This is a genomic window from Mesorhizobium sp. M0590 (assembly GCF_040320905.1).
Taxonomy (GTDB): domain Bacteria; phylum Pseudomonadota; class Alphaproteobacteria; order Rhizobiales; family Rhizobiaceae; genus Mesorhizobium.
In genome coordinates this window covers 222,731-242,312 of sequence record NZ_JAMYQN010000004.1, presented here as the reverse complement: position 1 = coordinate 242,312, position 19,582 = coordinate 222,731, and the positions used below count along the sequence as shown (strand labels likewise).

The window sequence follows — 19,582 nt, the reverse complement described above, 5'->3', positions numbered from 1 at the left end:
CGATCCCGGCGGCGGCGCCAAATTGACTGCACCGCGCTCGACAATTGACGATGTGCAGGTTAAGGGCGAGCCGGTGGCGAACCAGAACGCCAAGAAATAACCGAATTGTCGGCGGAACGATCCGCCAGTACGCCCTGACGGACGACGCCATATGCTCTATTTTTCGCGCTTCAAGATGATCCTGATCTGGCTGGCCGTGGCCGCCACAGTGGTCCTCGCTGCGCCCAACCTTTTTTCCGCCAGCACGCTGGCCAAGCTGCCCGACTGGGTGCCGAAGCGGCAGATGACGCTCGGCCTCGACCTGCAGGGCGGCTCGCACATCCTGCTCAGGATGGATCCGAACGATCTGATCAAGGACCAGCTGGAGACGACGCGCGACGAAATTCGAACGCTGCTGCGCAATGCCAAGGTCGGCTATACCGGCCTTTCCGGATCGGGCCGCAGCGTTCAGGTCCGCATCACCGATGCCAATCAGGTCGATGCCGCCAAGAATGCGTTGAAGACATTAACCGATCCGGTGCAAGCTGGCCTGTTCAGCGGCGGCTCCATCCGGGAGATGACGCTGGATGAATCCCAGCCCGGCCTGCTGAAGTTCACCGTCACCGATGCCGGCATCAAATACCGCACCTCGGCGGCGCTGACGCAGTCGATCGAGGTCGTCGGTCGCCGCGTCAACGAGCTCGGCACCACCGAGCCGATCGTGCAAAGGCAGGGCGACGATCGCGTTCTGGTCCAGGTGCCGGGCCTGCAGGATCCGCAGCGGCTGAAGGAGATCCTCGGCCAGACCGCCAAGCTGACCTTCCAGATGGTCGACCAGTCGATGCCGGTGCAGGATGCGCTCAAGGGCCGCCCGCCGGCGGGGTCCTCGGTGCTCTATTCGCAGGACGATCCGCCCGTTCCCTATCTGATCGAGAACCGCGTCATCGTCTCGGGTGAAGACCTCGACAAAGCGAGTGCGACCTATAACTCCCAGACCAACGAGCCGGTGGTTTCGTTCACCTTCAATTCCAGGGGAGCGACGCGGTTCGGCCAGGCGACATCGCAGAATGTCGGCAAGCTGTTCGCCATCATCCTCGACAATCAGGTGATTTCGGCGCCGCAGATCCGCGAACCGATCCTTGGCGGCAGCGGCCAAATCTCGGGCAATTTTACTGCCGAGAGCGCCAACGACCTCGCCGTGCTGCTGCGTGCCGGCGCTTTGCCGGCGACGCTGACTGTGATCGAGGAGCGCACCGTGGGGCCTGGTCTCGGCCAGGATTCCATCCATGCCGGCAAGGTCGCGGGTATCATCGGGTCAATCCTGGTGGTGGCGTTCATGTTCGTCGCCTACGGTTTCCTCGGCTTCCTCGCCAATATCGCGCTGGCGGTGCATGTTGCGATGATCGTCGGGCTGCTGTCGCTGCTTGGAGCGACGCTGACCCTACCTGGTATCGCCGGTATCGTGCTGACCATCGGCATGGCGGTCGATTCGAACGTCCTCATCTATGAACGCATCCGCGAGGAGCGACGTGCCGGCCGCTCGGTCATTCAGGCGATCGATACCGGTTTCAGCAAGGCGCTGGCGACCATCGTCGATTCCAACGTGACCTCGCTGATCGCAACCGTGGTGCTGTTCTGGCTCGGAACCGGGCCGGTGAAGGGCTTTGCCGTCACCTATGCCATCGGCATCCTGACCACGGTCTTCACCGCCTTCACCTTCACCCGCCTGCTGGTGTCGATCTGGCTTCGCCGGGCCCGTCCGAAGGAGTTGCCGCGCGCGCCGGTGACCTTCATTCCGCCGGGAACGAAAATTCCGTTCATGGGCATCCGCCGCTGGACGTTCACACTGTCCAGCGTGCTTTCGGTGCTGTCGGTCATCGGCTTCATGACCATCGACATCAATTACGGCATCGATTTCAAGGGCGGCTCACTGATCGAGGTGCAGTCCAAGGCCGGCAATGCCGATCTGGCCGACATCCGCGGCAGGCTGACGGAACTTAATATCGGCGAGGTGCAGGTTCAGCAGTTCGGCGAGCCGAACGACGTGTTGATCCGCGTCGGTACGCAGGAGGGCGGCGAGAACGCCGAGCAGACCGTCATCGACAAGGTGCGCGGCGAGCTGCAGGACCAGTATGATTTCCGCCGCGTCGAAGTGGTCGGGCCAACGGTCTCAGGCGAGCTTGCCAAGCAAGGCACCATTGCCATGCTGGTCGCGCTGCTCGGCATCCTGATCTATGTCTGGTTCCGCTTCGAATGGCAGTTCGCGGTCGGCGCCATCGTTGCGACCGTTCACGACGTGGTCATGACGATCGGCTTCTTCGTCATCACCGGCCTCGAATTCAACCAGTCGTCGCTGGCGGCGATTCTCACCATCATCGGTTATTCGCTCAACGATACGATCGTCGTCTATGACCGCGTTCGCGAGGATCTGCGAAAATATAAGCGAATGCCGCTGCCGCAACTGCTGAACAACGCCATCAACGAGACGCTGTCGAGGACGACGCTGACCTCGGTGACGACGATCCTGGCGCTGCTGGCGCTGGTGCTGTTCGGCGGCGAGGTGATCCGCTCGTTCACCATGGCGATGCTGTTCGGCGTCGTGTTCGGCACCTATTCGTCGATCTTTATCGCCGCGCCGCTGCTTATCCTGTTCAAGTTGCGGCCGCAGGCCACAGCGTCGGACGAGGAAAAGCCGGTGGGCGGCGGCAAAGCCATAGCCACCTGACGGCCTGCCGCACGGCTTGCCGCGCCAGTTAGAATCGGACCACTAGTGGCCAAAGGCATCGTCATCCGCGAGGCGCATTTCCCCGGCCGCGCGCCGATCGAAGCTTACGGCAATGGCGGCTTCCGCTTTGCCGATATGTCGCATCGCGGCTCGTTGCTGTGCCTGCCTTCGGGCATCTATGGCTGGGAACCGGCCGATCCGCTGGCGCTGACGGCGGCGGATTTCACCAAGCTGTTTGACGAGGCCGCCAAGGTCGAGATCCTGCTGGTCGGCAGCGGCAAGGATCTGAGGCCGTTGCCGACCGCGCTGCGTGCCGCGCTGAAGGACGCCGGCATTTCCGCCGATCCGATGTCGACCGGGGCGGCTGTGCGGACCTACAATGTGCTGCTGGCGGAAAACCGCGCCGTGGCCGCAGCACTCATCGCCGTCGACTGACGTGGCCGAAAACACCAAAGTCGCCATGGAGACGGTGCGCGCCGCCGATCATGACCGCTATCTGACCGCGCTCTACGCGCCCGAAGACAAGCGGGACGCGCTGTTTTCGCTCTATGCCTTCAACGCCGAAATTGCCGGCATACGCGATCGCATCCGCGAAGCGCTGCCGGGCGAGGTGCGGCTGCAATGGTGGCGAGACGTCATCGCCGCCGAAGAGGATCCGACTAAGGTCGGCCATCCCGTGGCGGACGCGCTGAGGGCGACTATTTCCGCTCACCGCCTGCCCAAGGCCGCTTTCGACAATATGCTCGAAGCGCGCATCTTCGATCTCTATGACGACCCGATGCCGTCGCGCACCGACCTCGAAGGCTATTGCGGCGAGACTGCCGCCGCGCTCATCCAGCTTGCGGCGATCGTGCTCGATCCGGTCGAAGCACCACGCTTTGCCGAACTTGCCGGCAGGGCAGGTTGTGCGCAGGCGATGACCGGTCTCCTGCTTCTGCTGCCGCTGCATCGCAAGCGGGGACAGTGCTTTGTCCCGGCCGATATTTTGGCGGCGGCGGGATCCTCGCCGCAAGAATTCGTTACGGGCAACGGCGGGCCGGGCGCGGAACGCGCCGTTGCCGCGATGATCGCTCTGGCACGGGAGCATCTTTCCGCCTTCGAGTGGGGAGCGTCCGCTTTACCGGTTTCATTGCGCCCGGCCTTTCTGCCGCTGGCTCTGTCGGGCGCCTATCTCGACAAGATGGAGACTGCCCGCCGCCCGCCTCTCAAGGATATGGCTCGGCTCTCCATCCTGCGCCGGCATTGGCTTTTGTTCCGGCGAGCGACGCGAGGCTGGCCGGCCGCATGAATGCTGATGACCAATGAGGAAGTCCGGGGAGGCCGCCAAGCCTGGACTGCAGGCGGCGAGCATTGCCCCGGCCGAGTAGTTTTTCATCACGATGGATTACTCGATCCGCCATCGCGCATCAGCGTCTCATAATCGCGACCGCCGTAGAAGATGTTGACGATGCGAACAAGATCGTCGCTGACAACATAGGCGATAATAGCCGAGTGCTCGAACGGCACCGTTCGCAACCCTGGTGCAATGTCATCGCGCGGCCGGCCGCCACGCGGTGCATTGCCGATGCTTCGGCAGCGATCTTCGATTCGAAGCACGAATTTCAGCGCTATGTCCGGATTTCCGCCGGCCTCGATGATGTGCTTGAAAATGTCAGCCAAATCGTTTCTGGCGGTTTCACGGTAGTCGACCTCAAGCCGCTGAATCATCAGCGCGGCCTGAATACCGAGCAAACAGTCCTCGGAGATGATCGCGCACCTCTTCTCCGGTATAGCCAGGCCTCGTATCCTCGATCGACGCCTTTACACGCGCCCTGATCGAGGCCATGCGCTCGGCATGTTCTTCCTCCTCGCGCTGGAAGGCGCGAAGCGCTGCGCGGATGACTTCGCTGGCCGAACCGAAGGAGCCGTCTTCAACCTTTTCGCGGATCATACGCGCCATGGCGGGCGTTACGGTGATTGACAGTTTCTCAGCGGATTCCATGGAATTTGGCCTCGCGATACAAAGTAGGATGTTATCCTACTTCTGCGCCGCGCAATCCGCAAGCAGGGAGCTACTCCGCCGCTTCGGCCTGGGAAGGCAGCCCCAGCCATTCGCGGCAGTCGGCGAGCGCGCGCGACGTCACGGCGTGCCGCTTGGCGACCGTCTTGTCCTTGCCGCGCAGCCGCTTGCCTTCGATCTTCGGCGCGTCCACCGGCGGGAACAGGCCGAAATTGACGTTCATCGGCTGGAAGGAGTGCTTTCCCGGCTCGTCGTCGGAGACAATATGGCCACCGGTGATATGGTTGAGCAAGGCGCCGAAGGCGGTGGTCAAGGGCGGCAGCGACGGCGCATGGCCAAGCCTTTCGGCGGCCGCGAAACGTCCGGCAAGCAGGCCGATGGCGGCGCTCTCGACATAGCCCTCGCAGCCGGTGATCTGGCCGGCAAAACGCAAGCCGGGCCGCGATTTCAACTGCAGCGACGCATCGAGCAGCGTCGGCGAATTGATGTAGGTGTTGCGGTGCAGGCCGCCTAGGCGGGCAAATTCGGCGTTTTCCAGCCCGGGGATGGTGCGGAATATGCGCACCTGCTCGGCATGCTTCAGCTTGGTCTGGAAGCCGACCATGTTGTAGAGCGTGCCCAGTGCGTTGTCCTGGCGAAGCTGGACGACGGCATAGGCCTTTACAGACGGATTGTGTGCATTGGTCAGCCCCATCGGCTTCATCGGCCCGTAGCGCAATGTCTCGACGCCGCGCTCGGCCATCACCTCGATCGGCAGGCAGCCGTCGAAATAGGGCGTGCCTTCCCACTGCTTGAATTCGGTTTTCTGGCCGTTGACCAGCGCCTGGATGAAGGCAAGGTACTGCTCCTTGTCCATCGGGCAGTTGATGTAGTCCTTGCCGGTGCCGCCGGGACCGACCTTGTCGTAGCGCGACTGGAACCAGCAGATATCCATGTCGATCGTGTCGAAATGGACGATCGGGGCGATGGCATCGAAAAAGGCGAGCGCGTCGGCGCCGGTTGCGTCCGCAATCGACTGGGCGAGCGACGGCGCCGTCAGCGGGCCGGTGGCAACGATCGCCTGGTCCCAGTCCGCCGGCGGCAGGCCGGGCAATTCCTCACGCTGGATGGTGATGAGCGGGTGGGCTTCGAGCTTTCTGGTCACCGCTTCGGAAAATCCGTCGCGGTCGACGGCCAGCGCACCGCCGGCCGGCACCTGATGCGCGTCGCCGGCGCTCATGATCAGCGAACCGGCCAGCCGCATTTCGGCGTGCAGCAGGCCGACGGCATTGGTTTGCGCATCGTCGGAGCGGAAGGAATTGGAACAGACGAGCTCGGCCAGCCCGTCGGTCTTGTGCGCATCGGTGCCGCGGACGGGACGCATTTCATGAAGGACAACGGGAACGCCGGCTTCGGCCGCCTGCCAGGCGGCTTCCGAGCCGGCAAGTCCGCCGCCGATAACGTGAATGGGGTTCTTGTCCATGAGCGCCGAAATAGTCGCTTGGCGCGAGGATTGCAATTGCCAGGGATCGCACCGCAAGTGGGCTGCCTAGGAAAGACCGCCCAAAACAACAACACCCGCCGAGGGAGGAGATCCGGCGGGTGTCGTTTTGTTGGTCGATCCTCGGGAGGAGGTGAAGATCGACCGTATTCGTCATTGCCGGGGAGGAGGTCGGCTTTAACGAAATTCTTTTCGCCATTTGAAGGGCGCGAAACCCTTTTAGAAACAACCTGGAAACAGCGCCCGCCGGGGGAGGAGGTCCGGCGGGCGCCGTTTTTGTGGTCAACCCTCGGGAGGAGGTGAAGGCTGACCGTATCCGTCAGGGTCGGGGAGGAGGTCGACCCTGGCGAAATTCTTGTTGTTAGATCGCCCTGCGAGCGACCATCTTGATCTCGTCGCGGACGATGCCGAGATCGTTGAGCTGGCGATTCGACAGGCGACCCAGCTCGGTAACCGTCTCGCGGTAGACGCGCCAGTTACGATAGTTGCGGATCAGGTTCATTGTCGTTCTCTTTTCAAAACTGGTTCGGACCATTTGCGGCCCGAAGGATTAGACCGCCTTGCGGGCGACGTAGTGAATGTCGCTGCGGCTGATGCCGAGGTCGGTCAGTTCACGGGTGCTCAGGCGGTTCAGCTCGGACACGGTGTCCCTATAGCGGCGCCAGTTGCGATAGTTGCGGATCAGGTTCATGGTAGTCTCGTTTCGTCTTTCTTTCGGATCATTCCGTCTTTGTGTGCACCGTGAAAATAGGTGGGGTTATATCGATTTAAAAGCGCTATTGGTGCATGGCAGCAATGCAAATTGTGCAATGCAGCATTAACGCGCGTCCGGTTTTCCGCCCAGATCGGAAAATGCCGTTAGGTCAAACGCTTGGCCGGACGAGCTAAAAGGACCAAGCAAAGGGGGAGGGGCATGGCGAGCTATTCGTCACGGGTCAGGTCGGATATCGCGCGATGGCAGCAGGCTGGCCTGATCGACGCGCCGACGGCCGATGCGCTGACGCGCGACGTCGAGGCAAACGAACGCAAATCGCTGAGTTTCGGCTCGATCCTGGCGATGATGGCGGCGCTGCTGTTCGGCGCGGCTATCCTGATCTTTATCGCCGCCAACTGGGAAGTCATCCCGCGGCTGGTGCGGGTCGCGGCACTTTTTGCCGTTATCCTTGCCGGCTATGTCGGCGGCGCGGTGCTGAAGATGCGCGACCATGCGGCGATCGGCGAAGCACTGTGGATCGTCGCGGCAGCAGCGTTCGGCGGATCGATCGCGCTGATCGGCCAGATGTATCATTTGTCGGGCGACGAGGCCTCGGCCTTGATCACCTGGGGCGCCGGCACGGCGCTGGCGGCGGTGGCGCTGCGCTCAAACCCGCTGACCGTCGCTGCCGTCGGCATCGCCGATGCCTGGCTGTTCCTGAGAGGGTTCGACTACTTCCGGCGCACGGAATTTCCGCATCTCTTCGTGGTCATGGCGCTAATTCTGTTCGCCGTTTCGTTCTGGACGCGCAGCCAGGCGGCGCGCCACCTGATCATCCTGTCGCTCCTTTTCTACCTCGTGCTGTTGGCCATGGAATACGACACGCTGCAAGTCGCCATCCCGCTCGTTGCCGCATCGGTGCTGCTTTTTACCGCTGCGATCTTTGCTGCCGGGCCGGTCGAGAGGGTTTTGCAACTCGGCGGCAGGTTGCCCTTGCACGCGCTGATCGGCTTTCTCACCGGCCTGGCGATGATCCAATTCGAACTGGCGGATGAAAGCAGCTACAATAGCGGCTTCGCCATTGCCTCGGCTGTTGCGCTGGCCGGCATCGTCGCGGCGATCGTGCTGGGCGGCCGCGAGAGCCGGGGACTGCGCTGGGTTGCCTATGCGGGCTTCGCCTTCGAACTCGCCATCATCTATGTGGTGATGCTGCAATCAATGCTCGACACGGCAGGCTTCTTCCTTGCGGCGGCGGTGCTTCTCGCCGTTCTTGCTTTCATTATCATCCGCATAGAAAAGCGCATGAACGCCTCGAACATGACAGGAGCGGCGGCATGATGACCGGCAAAAGACTGATCATCTCGGCGCTGGTCCTGGCGCTCGTCCAGATCGGCTTTCTGAGCTGGATCATCGCCGGACGCGCGGCGATCCTGCGCGATGGCAAGCAGGTCCTGCTCAGGGTCGAGCCGATCGATCCGCGCGATCTCTTGCGCGGTGACTACATTCTGCTCGGCTACGATATTTCGCGCATACCGGTGAAGCTGATCGGCAACATTCCGGCCGGCAAGCTTTCCAGCGAGGAAACGTCGATCGTGGTCAGGCTGAAGCAGGGCGCCGACGGCTATTGGGGGCCGACCGCGGCTTGGTTCGGGCAAGCGCCGGCGCCGGCAGCATCCGATGAAGCCGATATCGTCGGACACGTCTCCGAGGGCTGGAATATCAGCCAGGGAGCAACGACGATCGCGCCGGATTACGGCATCGAGCGCTTCTATCTGCCGGAAGGCGAGGGGATGGCGATCCAGAACGACATGCGGGTGCGGCCGTTCGGCATCCGGGTGGCGATTGCGGCCAACGGCACCGCGCAGATCAAGGCGCTGGTGGACGGCGACAAGACACTGTTCGAGGAGCCGCTTTACTAGATCGCGCTACGGCCTTGGCAATGATCCTCCTTCGCCAAGGCTTTGGAGGAGCTTCGAGTGGCCTGCCACCCGAAGCTCGAAGAGCGAAGGATGGTGCGGATGAAGGGACTCGAACCCCCACGCCTTTCGGCACTGGAACCTAAATCCAGGGCGTCTACCAATTCCGCCACATCCGCATTGCCCGGCCAATCCCATGTAGCCATCATTCTGTCAATGTCAGAGCCCACATCGGCATCATTGGCCGGAATGCAAAGATGGTTGAAAATCGGCCGCGCCTGTGACAAAAGGCGTGTCGAATGTGACGGGACGCGACGATCCGCTTCTGCAGAATGTGATAAGAAGTAGGAAAAACAAAGACTTATTCACATTTTGGAGCGTATTTCTGGAGGATTTGTGCCGCGTTGAGCGGACAGATCGCCAAGTCCCGCACCAAAAGCCATTCCCGGCAAGATCATACCGGCAGGCTGTAAACGGCAGGGGCCGTTTGACGGCCTCATTGGTGGAAACAAAGGTTTTATGATGCAGGTCACCGAAACGCTCAACTCCGGTCTCAAGCGCGAGATCAAGATCACCGTGCCGGCCGGTGACATGGAAGCCAAGCTGATGGCGCGGCTCTCCGATGCCAGGAACAAGGTCCGCATCAACGGCTTCCGCCCCGGCAAGGTGCCGGTGCAGCATCTGCGCAAGGTCTACGGCAAATCATTCATGGCCGAAGTGGTCAACGAGATTCTCAACGATTCGACCCGTTCGATCATCACCGGGCGCGGCGAAAAGGCCGCCATGCAGCCCGAAGTGATCATGACCGAGGACGAGAAGGAAGCCGAGAAGATCCTGGCAGGCGGTGCCGATTTCGAGTTCCGCCTGAACTATGAGGTCATTCCGCCGATCGAGATCAAGGATTTCTCCGACATCAAGGTGACGCGCCAGGTGTTCGACGTGCCGGATGAAGAGATCGACGAGCAGGTCAAGCGTGTCGCTGAATCCGCCCGCACTTACGAGCCGAAGACAGGCAAGGCCGCCGAGGGCGATCGCGTGACCATCGATTATGTCGGCAAGATCGACGGCGAAGCCTTCGGCGGCGGCGCGGGCACCGATCAGCCGCTGGTGCTCGGCTCGAAGGAATTCATCCCCGGCTTCGAGGACCAGCTGGTCGGCAGCAAGGCCGGCGACGAGAAGCAGGTCACGGTTACCTTCCCGGAAAACTACCAGGCGGCGCATCTGGCCGGCAAGGAAGCCACTTTTGACGTGACGATCAAGGAAGTGTCGAAGCCCGGCGCGCTTGAGATCAACGACGAGATGGCCAAAAATCTCGGCCTTGAATCGCTGGAGCGCCTGCGCGAGGTGGTGCGCGGTCAGATCGAGAACCAGTTCGGCTCGATAACGCGCCAGAAAGTCAAGCGGCAGTTGCTCGACCAGCTCGACGCTGCTTACTCGTTCGAGGCGCCGTCCAAGCTCGTCGAGGCCGAGTTCAACAACATCTGGAACCAGGTCAACCGCGACCTCGAAGCTGCTGGGCGCACCTTTGCCGACGAAGAGACGACGGAAGAAGAAGCGCGTGCAGAATACATGCGGCTTGCCGAGCGCCGCGTGCGTCTCGGCCTGGTTCTCGCCGAAATCGGCGAGAAGGCCGGCGTCACCGTGACGGACGAGGAATTGCAGCGCGGCCTGTTCGAGCAGGTGCGTCGCTATCCGGCCAACCAGCAGCAGGAAGCCTTCGAATTCTATCGCAATAATCCCGAAGCGCTGAACACGTTGCGCGCGCCGATGTTCGAAGAGAAGGTGGTTGACCATCTGCTCGGCCAGATTTCGGTCACCGATGTCAAGGTCAGCAAGGAAGAGCTGCTGGCCGACGACGAGGATACGGAGACAACCAAGGCCAAGCCGGCGAAGAAGGCGGCTGCGAAAAAAGCGGACACCAAGAAGGCCGACGACGACGCTGAAGAGCCGAAGAAAAAGGCCGCGCCGAAGAAGAAGGCCGCCAAGGACGCTGAATAACGTCCCTGCTGAATTCCGAAAGGCCGCCTTCTCGAGGCGGCCTTTTTCGTTGTGGCGCAGACGCAACGGATTTCGCGCATCTGGCGGTCGAGGTAGCGATATGAAGCTTTGATGATTATCTGCGCTGGGTTGCTGACCGCAGCGGTTGTTGGAGGCATCGTTGAGACAGTTCTTCGGTATCGGAAGCGTGGCGGCGGCGTTCCTGCTTGCGTCGGTCTGCGGCATTGCCCAGGCTGATACGGTTCTCGACAACTGGCGGTTCGACAAGAGCAGCGATGGCCTTGTCACCGCCTCGCTTTACGCGACCAACAAGCTCATCACCGGCGGCGGCGCATTGAGCTACAGCCCGGTTTTGACGATCGCCTGCCGGACAGCCGGCGAACCGCGTTGGAGCGAATGGCTGCAGCTGAGCGACACCGTTTCCGCCAGCCGAACCATCGCCATGTCGGTGACTGTTGGCCAATCCGGCAAGCTCAACGAAAGCTGGTCGGTCGGCCCGCGCAGCAGAATGCTGGTCCGCGACGGTGCCGACGGCATCAGGCGACTGATTTCCGCGGACCGGCTGCTGCTGTCCTGGCGGTTCGGGCTGCTGTCGGGGCGCGGCAAAGCCGAGTTTGACCTCACCGGAGTTGAAGAGGCGATCGGCCGGATCGCCGCCAGCTGCAACACCAAATTGCCTTGAGCAGATTGTCCGCATTAAACCTTCGCATGGCCGAACTCTACCTGCCGGCCGGGTTCTGTGGTATGTAGGTGCCGCAACCCCAGGCAGTGGATATCCGTTCTGCCATTCAAGAGCGCATGCCAGCGGACTAAATGTCGGCCTGTGCAGGTCAGCCAGGGCAAATTGGCGATCAGGGAGGAAATGCCATGCGTGCCATTGTGTTTTTTATCACCATGTCCGTCGCCACCGTCATTGCCGGCCCCTCGCGGGCACAGGATGCCGCGGCGGGTGAGAAGGTCTTCGCCAAATGCAAGGTCTGCCATATCGCAGACAAGGACCAGAACAAGGTCGGTCCGTCCTTGAACGGCGTTATCGGCCGAACGGCCGGGACGCATCCGGGGTTCAGCTATTCCAAGGCCATGACCGAGGCCGGCAAGTCCGGCGTCAAATGGGATGAGGCCACGCTGACGACCTACCTTCGCGATCCCAAGGCGATGGTCAAAGGAACCAAGATGGCATTCCCCGGCCTCAAGAAGGACGAGGACGTCGCCAATGTCATTGCTTATCTGAAGCAATTCTCCAAATAGCCCGGCTCTTCCGCCGGATCTTGGTATAGCAAACAGGTCGAGGCAATAGCCTCGGCCGCAATCTGCCGGCAGTGTCGGTGGGGAGGGCGGCTCGTTGCAAAAAAGACGTTGGCCGGCTAGGCTGCCATTCCCATCGGTGGTCGTCTGAATGTCGACTGAAGAAAGCCGTCTCAAGGATACCGGCATCCGCCTCTCGGAGGCGACGGCGGGTGATTTCTTTGCGCTTTTGAAGCCACGCGTCATGGCGCTTGCCGTGTTTACTGCCTTCGTCGGCCTGATGATGGCGCCCGGCGTGATGAATCCAGTTATCGCCGTAATTGCCATCGGCGCAATCGCGGTTGGAGCGGGAGCCGCCGGCGCGCTCAATATGTGGTACGACGCAGACATAGACGCCTTGATGTCTCGCACGTCCAAGCGACCAATTCCGTCCGGTCGCGTCACGCCTGGCGAAGCTCTCAGCTTCGGTCTGGTGCTTTCCGCACTGTCGGTCATGACGCTCGGCGTGCTGGTGGGGTGGCTCGCCGCATCGTTGTTGGCGTTCACCATCTTTTTCTATGTCGTTATCTACACGATGTGGCTGAAGCGCTCGACGCCACAGAATATCGTCATAGGCGGCGCGGCAGGCGCCCTTCCTCCGGTGATCGGGTGGGCTGCTGCAACCGGCGCAATCGGCATTGAAAGTCTCATCCTGTTTCTGATCATTTTCCTCTGGACGCCGCCTCATTTCTGGGCGCTGGCCCTTTTCAAGGTCGGTGACTATGCCGCGGCGGGGGTCCCGATGATGCCGAATGTGGCCGGCCAGCACTCGACCAGAAAACAAATCTTCGCCTATTCGCTGCTCTTGGCGCCAATCGGCGTGCTTCCTTGGGGCTTCGGCTTCGCGAGCGGATATTACGGCACTGCTTCAGCCGCGTTGGGTGCAGGTTTCATTTGGCAGGCCTGGAAGGTTCTCGTCGCCGACAAGGAGATGAAGCCGGCAAAGGCACTGTTTGCGTATTCGATTGTCTATCTTTTCGCAATATTTGCGGCGTTGCTTGCCGACACCATTGTAATGCGAGTGATCGCTTCAGCCGACTATTGACCCCGGCTCAAAACATCACGTTGGCAGAGCACAAAATCCCAGCAACAGCAGAATAATGACGCCAAGGCCGAGTATGAGAACTGTCCTTCCGTCCATGACCTTCACCTTCGACTAGAAGAGCATATCGAAGAACGGCGTCCGTAGCTAGTCAGGCTACCCGGGAGCTCCTACTCCCGGGCCTTCCTACAAAGCGCGACAAGTCCCCCGCATGAGAGTATATTGATCATGGTGCAGGTCGCGGTTTGCGTGGGCCAATCATGCAGAACGGCAGCACCGTAAAACGCGACCTTACCGGACCTGGTCTGGAGGAATGGTCATGGCAAGCTTTCACGTGATAGCAGGCGCCAGCGAGACGCTGGAACACACCAGAATTCGAAAAATCGGTGTCTCCGATCTTTTTGATGCGCTCAGGCGTGGCGTCGATGATTTCATGGTCAAACCGTCGCACATCGTTTTTCTCTGCCTGATCTATCCGATTGCGGGAGTCGTGCTTGCTGTCTGGACATCAGGTAACAACACGCTGCCATTGCTGTTTCCGCTTGTATCCGGCTTTGCACTGATTGGTCCGTTCGCGGCGATCGGCCTCTATGAGATCAGCCGGCGACGGGAAGCCGGGCTCGACGCCTCGTGGAGGCACGCCTTTGAAGTCAGGAGTTCTCCGGCACTGCCGGCTATTGCAGCGGTCGGCGTCATGCTGCTTGCGATCTTTATCGCCTGGCTTTTGACGGCCCAGATATTCTACCAGACCCTGTTCGGCCCGGCGCCGCCGCAATCGCTGTCCAGCTTCATCAGTGAAATATTCGCCACGGGACGCGGCTGGACGCTCATCATCCTGGGTCACGCCATCGGCTTCGTGTTCGCCGCGGTTGTGTTGTGCACCACGGTCGTCGCATTCCCGTTGTTGCTCGACCGCGATGTCGGCGCCTACGAAGCCATCCACACCTCGGTGCGCGTTGTCCTGGCCAACCCGATCGTGATGGCCGTGTGGGGCCTTATCGTCGCCGTCGCCCTGATCGTCGGCTCGCTGCCAGTGTTCGCCGGGTTGGCAGTCGTGCTGCCGATCCTTGGTCATGCGACCTGGCATGTCTATCGGAAAGTTGTGGAATCGCCGCCGGCCACCAGACCGTGAGCTGAAAAAAACCTGCCCTGCGCGCACCGGTGAAAGTGCCGGTGCGGGCAGGGTGGGGCAGAGCTTTCAATAGGCCGGATGGCTGAAACGGGCCTGGCGCGCGTCCTTTGTCAGGTCGCGGAAATCCTTGCCGCTCACATGCACCAGCGTCCTATGGTCACCGCCCTCGAAATAGACTTCGGGAGCGTCGCCGAGGCTTTCATCGAGGACCACTGGCACATCATAGGCAGCGCCGATCGGCGGCACAGCGCCGACATCGCAATCGCCGAACAACGAGACCACCTCGTCTTCGGAGGCAAGTCCAAGAGGCTTGTCCATGACATCCTGCAATGTCGCGAGTTCTATCCTGTGCGTGCTTGGAACCACGGCGAGCGCGTAGCCACGGTCGTGGTGAACGACCACCGATTTGGCCATTATGCTGCCAGGCACATGTGCCGCAATGGCGGATTGTCTGCTTGTCGCCGTGCGGTGATGCTCGACGGTGTCGTAGGAAATTCCTTTTCTGTCGATGAAGTCCTTCAGTCTGTTTGCGATGGTCATCTTGGGCGCCCCTTGCTGGTGTTCGCGACGCATGTGGAAACGCCGGCATTGCCTGTCGTTTCCGATACCAACAGAAATGGACCAGCCGTGGATTGTTTCAAGGCGAAGGCTCCAGGACCGGACCGCCTGGATCCGGATTGCATGTCAGGGCCCGGCCCCGAAAAACGCCATTCGGGTGAGAAGCGTGTAGTCCGCTTCGAAGACCATCATCGTCACGAACACCAGCACCAGCACCGGCGGCAGGATGATTGCATATGTCAGCGCCAGCCGTTCCCAGGCCATGTGCATGAAGATGGCGACGATCAGCCCTGCCTTGAGGATCATGAAGATCAGGATCAGCGACCATCTGAGATAGCCGTGGAGACCGAAATAGTCGACCAGATAGGAGCAGGTGCTGAGGATGAACAACCAGGCCCAGACCACCAGATAGAGCTTGATCGGGTGCTCCTGATGAACCTCCGCCGGGGTAAACCCGGTCGTCGTCGCATCATGGGTACGGGCGCTGTCCAGCGCATGCTGTCCCAGGCCGTTTGCGGTTGCTTCAGCCATGTCCTGCCTCTCACCAAAGATAGAAAAATGCGAAAATGAACACCCAGACCAGGTCGACGAAATGCCAGTAAAGCCCCATGATTTCGACGTTCTCGTAGCGGCCCCTCCGGCTGGTGAAGAAGCCGGGCCGTCCGACGTCGTAGTCTCCGCGCCAGACCTTTCGCGCCACGATGATCAGGAAGATCACCCCGATCGTCACGTGCGTGCCGTGAAAGCCGGTAATCATGAAAAAGGATGCGCCGAACTGGGCAGCGCCCCAGGGATTGCCCCAAGGCCGCACGCCCTCGGTAATCAGCTTGGTCCATTCGAAGGCCTGCATGCCGACGAAGGTCGCGCCGAGTGCTGCGGTCAAGAGCATCAGCACTGCCGTCTTGCGGCGGTCGCGGCGGTAGCCGAAATTGACCGCCATGGCCATCGTTCCGCTGCTCGAGATCAGCACGAAGGTCATGATGGCGATAAGGATCAGTGGAATGTCGGAGCCGCCGATGCGCAGGGCGAAGACCTCGCTCGGATTGGGCCACGGCACGCGTGTTGAGATACGCGCGGTCATGTAGGAGAGCAGGAAGCAGCCGAAGATGAACGTGTCGCTGAGCAGGAAGATCCACATCATGGCCTTGCCCCAGGACACGTTTTTGAACGCCCGCTGATCCGAGGACCAGTCGGCGGCGATGCCTTGCAAGCCTGCGGGCCGCAGCTCTGTTCGGCCGATGTGGGCCAGTGTCGTCTCTGCCATCCGCCCATTCCTCCTAGGTCAGCAACCCTCGGCAAATGTCGATTAAAGTCGAAGCCCAGCCGGCCAGAAGCGCAAAGATGGCGAGCCAGATGAAAAGCAGGAAATGCCAGTACATGGCGCACAGCTCGACACTGAGGCGAAGCCGCTGCGGCTGCGCTCCGTTCCAGGCGCCGACGCTCGTTCTGCCCAGCCCGACCAGTCCTCCCAGTATATGCAGGCCATGCATTCCCGTTAGCAGGTAGAAGAAGCTGTTGGCCGGATTGGATGCCAGAAAATAGCCGTCCGCACTCAGTTCCCGCCATGCCACAAGCTGTCCAATCAGGAAGACGAGCGCCGTGAGTCCAGCGGTGGCGAGGCCAAGCCTGACCATGTCCACTTGACCCTTGCGCGCTGCGAGCGAAGCGCACTGTATCGCAATGCTGCTCAAGACCAGTACGCCGGTGTTAAGCCAGAGCAGGGGCGGGATGGGCAGCGGCCGCCAATCCGACAGCGCCATGCGCATGAAATAAGCACTGGTGAACAGCGCGAACAGGCAGCCGACGACGGCAAGGAAGACGCCGAGACCGATCTTTGCGGTCGGCAGCGCCGATCGGTCCAGAGCGACAAAATCCCCGATCATACCTTGCTCGAGCCACGGCTTCGTCATTAGCCGCTGATGGGAAAGCCACCACCCGGCAATACCGGCGATCACGAGCAGGAAGACCAGGATTACGCTCATGCCGGCTCCCTGGAGGGCGCGAAGGAGCCCGGAACGTTTTGCGGTATGAAGTCCTCCTTGGCTCCCGGTACGCTGTAGTCATAGGCCCAGCGATAGACGATCGGCAGATCCTTGCCGAAATTGCCGTGGGCGGGCGGTGTTTCGGGCGTCTGCCACTCGAGCGTCGTTGCCCGCCACGGATTGCCGCCAGCCTCACGGCCATGGCGGATGCTCCAGATGAGATTGAACAGAAACACAATCTGAGCAAAACCGACTATAAAAGCCATGATGCTGATAAACGAGTTCAGGTGGTGGGCCGATTCCGTCATGATCGTCATGTCGGTCAATTCGTTGTACCGCCGCGGCACGCCCATCAAGCCGAGATAGTGCATGGGAAAGAAGATCAGATAGGCGCCGAGGAAGGTGACCCAGAAATGGAACCGGCCCAGTGTCTCGTTCAGCATCCGGCCGGTGACCTTCGGATACCAGTGATAGATCGCGCCGAAGATTACGATGATCGGGGCAACCCCCATGACCATATGGAAATGGGCGACGACGAACATCGTGTCCGACAGCGGAACGTCGACGACGACATTGCCAAGAAATAGCCCAGTCAACCCGCCATTGACGAAGGTGACGATGAAGGCCAAGGCAAAAAGCATCGGTATGGTGAGGTGGATGTCGCCGCGCCACAGCGTCAGCACCCAATTGTAGACCTTGATGGCTGTTGGGACGGCGATGATCAATGTCGTTGTGGCGAAGAAAAAGCCGAAATAGGGATGCATGCCACTGACATACATGTGGTGCGCCCAGACCACGAAGCTCAGCGCGCCGATGCCGACGATGGCCCAGACCATCATGCGGTAGCCGAAGATGTTCTTGCGCGCGTGGGTGCTGATCAGGTCGGATACGATGCCGAAGGCCGGAAGCGCCACGATGTAGACCTCCGGATGGCCGAAGAACCAGAACAGATGCTGGAACAGGATCGGGCTGCCGCCGCCGTGCTGCAACTGTTCGCCCATCTCGACGATCGCCGGCATGAAGAAGCTGGTGCCGAGCGCCCGGTCGAGCAGCATCATCACGCAGGCGACGAACAGCGCCGGGAAGGCGAGCAGCGCCATGACGGTGGCGGTGAAAATACCCCAGACAGTAAGCGGAAGGCGCATCAGCGTCATGCCGCGCGTGCGCCCCTGCAGCACCGTCACGACATAGTTCAAGCCGCCCATGGTAAAGCCGACGATGAACAGGATCAGCGAGACAAGCATCAGGATGATGCCCCAGTCCTGGCCGCCTGGCGTACCGGTCATGATCGCCTGCGGCGGATAGAGCGTCCAGCCGGCACCCGTCGGTCCGCCGGGCGCAAAGAAGCTCGACACCAGGACCAGCACGGCGAGCAGATAGATCCAGTAGCTCAGCATGTTGACATAAGGAAAGACCATGTCGCGAGCACCAACCATCAACGGGATCAGATAGTTGCCGAAGCCGCCCAGGAAGAGTGCCGTGAGCAGGTAGATCACCATGATCATGCCGTGCATGGTGATGAACTGGTAGTAGGCTTCCGGGGTGATGAAGTCGAATGTGCCGGGGAAGCCGAGTTGCAGCCGCATCAGCCAGGATAGCACCAGCGCGACCATGCCGATCGCTGTCGCCGTCGCCGAATACTGGATGGCGATGACCTTGGCGTCCTGCGAGAAAACGTATTTCGTCCACCAGCTGTGCGGATGGTAGAGTTCCATTTCCGCGACTTCGGCCGGCGGTACCGCATCTGCAGGTGTGATATCGACCATAGGAACACCTCCGTGCCCTTTTCGGCCAGCCCGACAGTTCGGGCTTGCCACACTAATTTCAATCCCGACGGCGCGCCGTCGTTCCGGTTTCCTACTCTGCCGAGCCCATCTGCTGGGGGGCGGACAGCTGCGCAAAAGTCTGCTGCTGGCCAAGCCACGCCAGATAGTCTTCCTGAGTATCGACCATGACCACGCCATGCATCATCGGATGTCCCTGGCCGCAGAGTTCGGCACACAGGACCTGGAAGGTCCCCGTCTTGGTCGGAGTGAACCAGAAATAGGTGACCGAGCCCGGGATCATGTCCATCTTGGCGCGGAATTCCGGCACGTAGAAATCGTGCAGCACATCGATCGAGCGGAGCAGCATCTTGACCGGTTTGCCTACTGGGAGGTGCAGGTCGGCCGCTTCCACTACGACATCGTCCTGGCCGTTGGCATCGGTGGCGATGACGCCGAGTGGATTTTCAGCGTTGACGTCGCGAGTGTCGGATGTGCCGAGCTTGCCGTCCTTGCCGGGGAGGCGGAAACTCCATTGCCACTGCTGGCCGACAACTTCGATCTCGGTTGCGTCGCTTGGAACGTTAACGAACCGGCTCCAGACGAACAGGCCTGGAACGAGCAAAGCGGTGACGCCAACCGCGGTGACGACCGTCAGCCAGGATTCGAGCCGCCTGTTCTCAGGTTCATATGCCGCCTGATTGCCTTCCCGATGACGGAAGCGGAAGACGCAATAGGCCATGAAAAGAACCACGGCGGCGAAGACGACACCGGTGATCCAGAAAGTTATGATGATGGTGTTGTCGATATAGTCCCAGTTCGAGGCAATCGGCGTCCACCACCATGGGCTCAGGAAGTGGAACAACACCGAGCCCACGACTATCAGAACGAGTACAAGCGCAACGGCCATGTCCCGGTTCCTCCCGGTATTCCAAGCGGCGCAAGCCGTCCCGGGAAATACCAAGTGCATCATAACTTGATTTGCGATGAAAATTCTAGAGCCGGCTGTGGGAAGGGCAAAAATACCATT

At 60.8% G+C, this 19,582-nt stretch carries 21 protein-coding genes and 1 tRNA gene; 10 read left to right on the top strand and 12 right to left on the bottom strand.

The annotated features are described in order from the left end of the window. Positions 1–151: 151 nt before the first annotated feature. From secDF to NKI52_RS09885, 3 genes are read left to right on the top strand one after another with little or no spacing between them, the layout of a single operon-like run. Positions 152–2,704, top strand: coding sequence for a protein translocase subunit SecDF (gene secDF / locus NKI52_RS09895; protein ID WP_352618273.1), 2,553 nt, complete (start codon positions 152–154; stop codon positions 2,702–2,704). A gap of 45 nt (positions 2,705–2,749) precedes the next feature. Then, complete coding sequence (locus tag NKI52_RS09890; RefSeq protein WP_352647784.1) at positions 2,750–3,139, top strand: Mth938-like domain-containing protein; 390 nt, start codon at positions 2,750–2,752, stop codon at positions 3,137–3,139. 25 nt (positions 3,140–3,164) lie between these two features. Further along, complete coding sequence (locus tag NKI52_RS09885; RefSeq protein WP_023678918.1) at positions 3,165–3,992, top strand: phytoene/squalene synthase family protein; 828 nt, start codon at positions 3,165–3,167, stop codon at positions 3,990–3,992. A gap of 86 nt (positions 3,993–4,078) precedes the next feature. Here the strand turns inward: NKI52_RS09885 and NKI52_RS09880 are convergent, their stop codons facing one another. From NKI52_RS09880 to NKI52_RS09860, 5 genes are all read right to left on the bottom strand, one after another. After that, complete coding sequence (locus NKI52_RS09880; RefSeq protein WP_198023610.1) at positions 4,079–4,411, bottom strand: type II toxin-antitoxin system RelE/ParE family toxin; 333 nt, start codon at positions 4,409–4,411, stop codon at positions 4,079–4,081. Beyond that, positions 4,395–4,685 carry a type II toxin-antitoxin system ParD family antitoxin gene (locus NKI52_RS09875; protein ID WP_352454489.1) on the bottom strand — a complete coding sequence of 97 codons (291 nt, stop codon included), beginning with the start codon at positions 4,683–4,685 and terminating at the stop codon, positions 4,395–4,397. Before NKI52_RS09875 ends, NKI52_RS09880 begins: the two co-directional genes overlap by 17 nt. Before the next feature lie 70 nt (positions 4,686–4,755). Further along, positions 4,756–6,165, bottom strand: coding sequence for a methylenetetrahydrofolate--tRNA-(uracil(54)-C(5))-methyltransferase (FADH(2)-oxidizing) TrmFO (gene trmFO / locus NKI52_RS09870; protein ID WP_352697797.1), 1,410 nt, complete (start codon positions 6,163–6,165; stop codon positions 4,756–4,758). 379 nt (positions 6,166–6,544) lie between these two features. Continuing rightward, positions 6,545–6,685, bottom strand: a complete 141-nt coding sequence (locus tag NKI52_RS09865; protein ID WP_023678914.1) for a DUF1127 domain-containing protein — start codon at positions 6,683–6,685, stop codon at positions 6,545–6,547. A 48-nt stretch (positions 6,686–6,733) separates the two neighbouring features. Further along, positions 6,734–6,874, bottom strand: coding sequence for a DUF1127 domain-containing protein (locus NKI52_RS09860; RefSeq protein ID WP_023678913.1), 141 nt, complete (start codon positions 6,872–6,874; stop codon positions 6,734–6,736). A 222-nt stretch (positions 6,875–7,096) separates the two neighbouring features. Here NKI52_RS09860 and NKI52_RS09855 point away from each other — a divergent pair, with 222 nt between their 5' ends. Together NKI52_RS09855 and NKI52_RS09850 are read left to right on the top strand one after the other, a co-directional pair. Next, entirely contained in the window at positions 7,097–8,215 is a 1,119-nt protein-coding gene (locus NKI52_RS09855) for a DUF2157 domain-containing protein (RefSeq protein ID WP_023678912.1), read from the top strand. Beyond that, positions 8,212–8,796 carry a GDYXXLXY domain-containing protein gene (locus NKI52_RS09850; RefSeq protein ID WP_352587907.1) on the top strand — a complete coding sequence of 195 codons (585 nt, stop codon included), beginning with the start codon at positions 8,212–8,214 and terminating at the stop codon, positions 8,794–8,796. The genes NKI52_RS09855 and NKI52_RS09850 overlap by 4 nt, the downstream gene beginning before the upstream one ends. A 91-nt stretch (positions 8,797–8,887) precedes the next feature. Here the strand turns inward: NKI52_RS09850 and NKI52_RS09845 are convergent. Beyond that, a tRNA-Leu gene (locus NKI52_RS09845) sits at positions 8,888–8,972 on the bottom strand. 343 nt (positions 8,973–9,315) lie between these two features. Between NKI52_RS09845 and tig the strand changes: the two genes are divergently transcribed. From tig to NKI52_RS09820, 5 genes are all read left to right on the top strand, one after another. Further along, entirely contained in the window at positions 9,316–10,791 is a 1,476-nt protein-coding gene (gene tig, locus NKI52_RS09840; protein ID WP_023678910.1) for a trigger factor, read from the top strand. A gap of 160 nt (positions 10,792–10,951) precedes the next feature. Further along, entirely contained in the window at positions 10,952–11,473 is a 522-nt protein-coding gene (locus tag NKI52_RS09835; protein WP_023678909.1) for a hypothetical protein, read from the top strand. A gap of 212 nt (positions 11,474–11,685) precedes the next feature. After that, on the top strand, positions 11,686–12,039 hold the full coding sequence (locus tag NKI52_RS09830) for a c-type cytochrome (protein ID WP_502897749.1): 354 nt from the start codon (positions 11,686–11,688) through the stop codon (positions 12,037–12,039). A gap of 148 nt (positions 12,040–12,187) precedes the next feature. Further along, on the top strand, positions 12,188–13,120 hold the full coding sequence (locus tag NKI52_RS09825) for a heme o synthase (protein ID WP_352697793.1): 933 nt from the start codon (positions 12,188–12,190) through the stop codon (positions 13,118–13,120). Between the two features lie 316 nt (positions 13,121–13,436). Continuing rightward, entirely contained in the window at positions 13,437–14,249 is an 813-nt protein-coding gene (locus NKI52_RS09820; RefSeq protein WP_023678906.1) for a DUF2189 domain-containing protein, read from the top strand. Between the two features lie 66 nt (positions 14,250–14,315). On the opposite strand, the gene NKI52_RS09815 is transcribed toward NKI52_RS09820, so the two are convergent. The 6 genes from NKI52_RS09815 to coxB form a co-directional block, all read right to left on the bottom strand. Continuing rightward, positions 14,316–14,789 carry an aminoacyl-tRNA deacylase gene (locus NKI52_RS09815; RefSeq protein WP_023678905.1) on the bottom strand — a complete coding sequence of 158 codons (474 nt, stop codon included), beginning with the start codon at positions 14,787–14,789 and terminating at the stop codon, positions 14,316–14,318. Between the two features lie 144 nt (positions 14,790–14,933). Beyond that, positions 14,934–15,338, bottom strand: coding sequence for a cytochrome C oxidase subunit IV family protein (locus NKI52_RS09810; protein WP_023678904.1), 405 nt, complete (start codon positions 15,336–15,338; stop codon positions 14,934–14,936). 10 nt (positions 15,339–15,348) lie between these two features. Beyond that, positions 15,349–16,071, bottom strand: coding sequence for a heme-copper oxidase subunit III family protein (locus tag NKI52_RS09805; RefSeq protein ID WP_352466991.1), 723 nt, complete (start codon positions 16,069–16,071; stop codon positions 15,349–15,351). Between the two features lie 13 nt (positions 16,072–16,084). Beyond that, positions 16,085–16,789 carry a cytochrome c oxidase subunit 3 gene (locus NKI52_RS09800; RefSeq protein ID WP_352466990.1) on the bottom strand — a complete coding sequence of 235 codons (705 nt, stop codon included), beginning with the start codon at positions 16,787–16,789 and terminating at the stop codon, positions 16,085–16,087. Then, positions 16,786–18,555: a cytochrome c oxidase subunit I gene (ctaD, locus tag NKI52_RS09795; RefSeq protein ID WP_352470447.1), complete on the bottom strand. Its 1,770-nt coding sequence runs from the start codon at positions 18,553–18,555 to the stop codon at positions 16,786–16,788. Before ctaD ends, NKI52_RS09800 begins: the two co-directional genes overlap by 4 nt. Before the next feature lie 91 nt (positions 18,556–18,646). Continuing rightward, entirely contained in the window at positions 18,647–19,462 is an 816-nt protein-coding gene (gene coxB / locus NKI52_RS09790; RefSeq protein ID WP_352620497.1) for a cytochrome c oxidase subunit II, read from the bottom strand. Positions 19,463–19,582: the final 120 nt, after the last annotated feature.